Source organism: Agromyces chromiiresistens (assembly GCF_029167465.1).
GTDB classification, from domain to species: Bacteria; Actinomycetota; Actinomycetes; order Actinomycetales; family Microbacteriaceae; genus Agromyces; species Agromyces chromiiresistens.
The window spans coordinates 1-5,410 of sequence record NZ_JARFNL010000012.1 but is presented as its reverse complement, the minus strand read 5'-3'; the positions used below and the strand labels follow the sequence as shown (position 1 = coordinate 5,410).

The window sequence follows — 5,410 nt, the reverse complement described above, 5'->3', positions numbered from 1 at the left end:
GAATGTCCGGCGGTGTCCTACTCTCCCACAGGGTCCCCCCTGCAGTACCATCGGCGCTGCGAGTCTTAGCTTCCGGGTTCGGAATGTGTCCGGGCGTTTCCCTCGCGCTATGGCCGCCGAAACTCTAGGACCAAACCGTGTTCACCCTTGGTGGGTGGGTTTGGTGGTCTCGGTGTGCACACCCCTTGGTGCGGGGTGTGTTTGTTCTGTGTTGAGTTTGTGTTTCCGTCTGTTGGGAACCACAGAGTGGACGCGAGTCATCAGGGCCACGCACACGGCCTTTACTTGAATGAGTTCAAATCGTGTGGGTGTAGTGATAATCAAGTTATCGGCTTATTAGTACCGGTCAGCTCCGACAGTCGTTAGTCCTGTCTTCCACATCCGGCCTATCAACCCAGTCGTCTGGCTGGGAGCCTCTCCCCCCGAAGGGGATGGAAATCTCATCTTGAGGCCGGCTTCCCGCTTAGATGCTTTCAGCGGTTATCCATTCCGAACGTAGCTAACCAGCGGTGCTCCTGGCGGAACAACTGGCACACCAGAGGTTCGTCCAACCCGGTCCTCTCGTACTAGGGTCAGATCCTCTCAAATTTCCTGCGCGCGCAGAGGATAGGGACCGAACTGTCTCACGACGTTCTAAACCCAGCTCGCGTACCGCTTTAATGGGCGAACAGCCCAACCCTTGGGACCTACTCCAGCCCCAGGATGCGACGAGCCGACATCGAGGTGCCAAACCATGCCGTCGATATGGACTCTTGGGCAAGATCAGCCTGTTATCCCCGAGGTACCTTTTATCCGTTGAGCGACAGCGCTTCCACAAGCCACTGCCGGATCACTAGTCCCGACTTTCGTCCCTGCTCGACCTGTCAGTCTCACAGTCAAGCTCCCTTGTGCACTTACACTCGCCACCTGATTGCCAACCAGGTTGAGGGAACCTTTGGGCGCCTCCGTTACTTTTTGGGAGGCAACCGCCCCAGTTAAACTACCCACCAGGCACTGTCCCTGAACCGGATCACGGTTCGAAGTTAGATATCCAGAGTGACCAGAGTGGTATTTCAACAACGACTCCACCGACACTAGCGTGCCAGCTTCACAGTCTCCCACCTATCCTACACAAGCCACACCGAACACCAATACCAAGCTGTAGTAAAGGTCACGGGGTCTTTCCGTCCTTCTGCGCGTAACGAGCATCTTTACTCGTACTGCAATTTCGCCGAGTTCGCGGTTGAGACAGCTGGGAAGTCGTTACGCCATTCGTGCAGGTCGGAACTTACCCGACAAGGAATTTCGCTACCTTAGGATGGTTATAGTTACCACCGCCGTTTACTGGGGCTTAAATTCTCAGCTTCGCCTTGCGGCTAACCGGTCCTCTTAACCTTCCAGCACCGGGCAGGCGTCAGTCCGTATACATCGTCTTGCGACTTGGCACGGACCTGTGTTTTTAGTAAACAGTCGCTTCCCACTGGTCTCTGCGGCCACTCCCCGCTTCCTGGAGCAAGTCCATTCACGGTTCGGGCCCCCCTTCTCCCGAAGTTACGGGGGCATTTTGCCGAGTTCCTTAACCACGATTCTCTCGATCTCCTCGGTATTCTCTACCTGACCACCTGAGTCGGTTTGGGGTACGGGCGGCTAGAACCTCGCGTCGATGCTTTTCTCGGCAGCATAGGATCACCCACTTTTCATCCGCATCACGTCTCAGCCTTGATGAACCGCGGATTTGCCTACGGTTCGGCCTACACGCTTGCCCCGGGTCAACCATCGCCCGGGCTGGGCTACCTTCCTGCGTCACACCTGTTAATACGCTCACTCCACCAGATGGGGTCGCATGCCGCCTCGCGATCGTCCCCGAAGGGATCCACGCGGATTGGGATGCTTAGCACTCCTGATTTCATGTGGGCGGTTCTTCGCCGGTACGGGAATATCAACCCGTTGTCCATCGACTACGCCTGTCGGCCTCGCCTTAGGTCCCGACTTACCCAGGGCAGATTAGCTTGACCCTGGAACCCTTGGTCTTCCGGAGGACGGGTTTCTCACCCGTCTTTCGCTACTCATGCCTGCATTCTCACTCGTGTACCGTCCACGGCTGGTTTCCACCGCCGCTTCACCCGGCACACGACGCTCTCCTACCCATCAACACGGCTGGACCACGAAGGCCTACCACAAATGTCAATGCCACAACTTCGGTGGCGTGCTTGAGCCCCGTTACATTGTCGGCGCGGAATCACTTGACCAGTGAGCTATTACGCACTCTTTCAAGGGTGGCTGCTTCTAAGCCAACCTCCTGGTTGTCTGTGCAACTCCACATCCTTTCCCACTTAGCACGCGCTTAGGGACCTTAGTTGGTGGTCTGGGTTGTTTCCCTCTCGACGATGAAGCTTATCCCCCACCGTCTCACTGCTGCGCTCTCACTTACCGGCATTCGGAGTTTGGCTGACGTCAGTAACCTGTTGAGGCCCATCGGCCATCCAGTAGCTCTACCTCCGGCAAGAAACACGCAACGCTGCACCTAAATGCATTTCGGAGAGAACCAGCTATCACGAAGTTTGATTGGCCTTTCACCCCTATCCACAGCTCATCCCCTCCATTTTCAACTGAAGTGGGTTCGGTCCTCCACGACGTCTTACCGTCGCTTCAACCTGGCCATGGATAGATCACTTCGCTTCGGGTCTAGGACCTGCGACTGAATCGCCCTATTCAGACTCGCTTTCGCTACGGCTGCCCCACACGGGTTAACCTCGCCACAGATCACTAACTCGCAGGCTCATTCTTCAAAAGGCACGCTGTCACCCCAACAAGGAGGCTCCAACGGTTTGTAAGCAAACGGTTTCAGGTACTATTTCACTCCCCTCCCGGGGTACTTTTCACCTTTCCCTCACGGTACTTGTCCGCTATCGGTCATCTGGGAGTATTTAGGCTTATCAGGTGGTCCTGACAGATTCACACGGGATTTCTCGGGCCCCGTGCTACTTGGGATACCTCTCCGGGCCGTGCACGATTTCGACTACGGGACTCACACCCACTCCGGTCCGGCTTTCAATCCGGTTCGTCTATCGCACACGCGTCACCGTGACTGCACGGCAGTACAGTCCGAAAGGTCCCACAACCCCGACCATGCAACCCCTGCCGGGTATCACACATGACCGGTTTAGCCTCTTCCGCTTTCGCTCGCCACTACTCACGGAATCACGGTTGTTTTCTCTTCCTGTGGGTACTGAGATGTTTCACTTCCCCACGTTCCCTCTACCCGCCCTATATATTCAGGCGGGAGTCACCAGGTCACCCAAAGGGCCTGGCGGGGTTTCCCCATTCGGAAATCCTCGGATCACAGCTCGTTTATCAGCTCCCCGAGGCTTATCGCAGATTACGACGTCCTTCTTCGGCTCCAGATGCCAAGGCATCCACCGTTTGCTCTTAGAAACTTGAAATCACATGAGTTATAAGAAGCCACCAGCCCGAAAGCCGGCGGCGACCAATGATTAGTCACACACACCCCCGAAAGGGCATGTGATCGAAATCTTGTGATCGACCCCGAAGGGTCAATCTAAGATGCTCGCGTCCACTATGTAGTTCTCAACAGACGGCCAGAACCCCCACACCCACCAGCAACCGCCGGCATCGATGAAGGCCTGAAGGGAAACCATCCCCAACCACACCCCGAAAGGTGATGGCCATGTCCGGTCCCTCAGGACCCAACAGCGTGCACGCACCCAACCCGCAAACCCCAGTCGTTCCAACCCCACCGAAGCGAGGCGTACTGAACCAGAACCATTGGCCTGGATACCTATGTCAATGTTCCACCCATGAGCAACCAGCAAGACACACTCGGCCTTGATCTGGTATGCACTGCAGAAACCCGAAAGCTTCTGAGTTGCTCCTTAGAAAGGAGGTGATCCAGCCGCACCTTCCGGTACGGCTACCTTGTTACGACTTAGTCCTAATCACCGATCCCACCTTCGACGGCTCCCTCCACAAGGGTTAGGCCACCGGCTTCGGGTGTTACCGACTTTCATGACTTGACGGGCGGTGTGTACAAGGCCCGGGAACGTATTCACCGCAGCGTTGCTGATCTGCGATTACTAGCGACTCCGACTTCATGAGGTCGAGTTGCAGACCTCAATCCGAACTGAGACCGGCTTTTTGGGATTCGCTCCGCCTTACGACATCGCAGCCCTTTGTACCGGCCATTGTAGCATGCGTGAAGCCCAAGACATAAGGGGCATGATGATTTGACGTCATCCCCACCTTCCTCCGAGTTGACCCCGGCAGTCTCACATGAGTTCCCACCATAACGTGCTGGCAACATGCGACGAGGGTTGCGCTCGTTGCGGGACTTAACCCAACATCTCACGACACGAGCTGACGACAACCATGCACCACCTGTATACGAGTGTCCAAAGAGTTCACCATTTCTGGCGCGTTCTCGTATATGTCAAGCCTTGGTAAGGTTCTTCGCGTTGCATCGAATTAATCCGCATGCTCCGCCGCTTGTGCGGGCCCCCGTCAATTCCTTTGAGTTTTAGCCTTGCGGCCGTACTCCCCAGGCGGGGCGCTTAATGCGTTAGCTACGACACGGAAACCGTGGAAAGGTCCCCACATCTAGCGCCCAACGTTTACGGCGTGGACTACCAGGGTATCTAATCCTGTTCGCTCCCCACGCTTTCGCTCCTCAGCGTCAGTAAGTGCCCAGAGACCTGCCTTCGCCATCGGTGTTCCTCCTGATATCTGCGCATTCCACCGCTACACCAGGAATTCCAGTCTCCCCTACACCACTCAAGTCTGCCCGTACCCACTGCAGGCCCGAGGTTGAGCCTCGGGATTTCACAGCAGACGCGACAAACCGCCTACGAGCTCTTTACGCCCAATAATTCCGGACAACGCTCGGACCCTACGTATTACCGCGGCTGCTGGCACGTAGTTAGCCGGTCCTTTTTCTGCAAGTACCGTCAAGACCCAAAGGGCCCCTTCTTCCTTACTAAAAGCGGTTTACAACCCGAAGGCCGTCATCCCGCACGCGGCGTTGCTGCATCAGGCTTGCGCCCATTGTGCAATATTCCCCACTGCTGCCTCCCGTAGGAGTCTGGGCCGTGTCTCAGTCCCAGTGTGGCCGGTCACCCTCTCAGGCCGGCTACCCGTCGACGCCTTGGTGAGCCATTACCTCACCAACAAGCTGATAGGCCGCGAGTCCATCCCAAACCGAAAAACTTTCCACCCCACACCATGCGGTGCAAGGTCCTATCCGGTATTAGACGTCGTTTCCAACGCTTATCCCAGAGTCCAGGGCAGGTTACTCACGTGTTACTCACCCGTTCGCCACTAATCCCCAAGTGCAAGCACCTGGTTCATCGTTCGACTTGCATGTGTTAAGCACGCCGCCAGCGTTCGTCCTGAGCCAGGATCAAACTCTCCAAAAAAA

At 56.1% G+C, this 5,410-nt stretch carries 3 rRNA genes; all 3 read right to left on the bottom strand.

What is annotated here, in order from left to right:
* Positions 1–4 precede the first annotated feature (4 nt).
* Positions 5–121 (bottom strand): 5S ribosomal RNA (gene rrf / locus PX701_RS18385).
* Between the two features lie 195 nt (positions 122–316).
* Positions 317–3,422 (bottom strand): 23S ribosomal RNA (locus tag PX701_RS18380).
* Positions 3,423–3,876: 454 nt separating this feature from the next.
* A 16S ribosomal RNA gene (locus tag PX701_RS18375) occupies positions 3,877–5,408 on the bottom strand.
* Together the 16S, 23S and 5S rRNA genes form the textbook arrangement of a ribosomal RNA operon.
* Positions 5,409–5,410 lie beyond the last annotated feature (2 nt).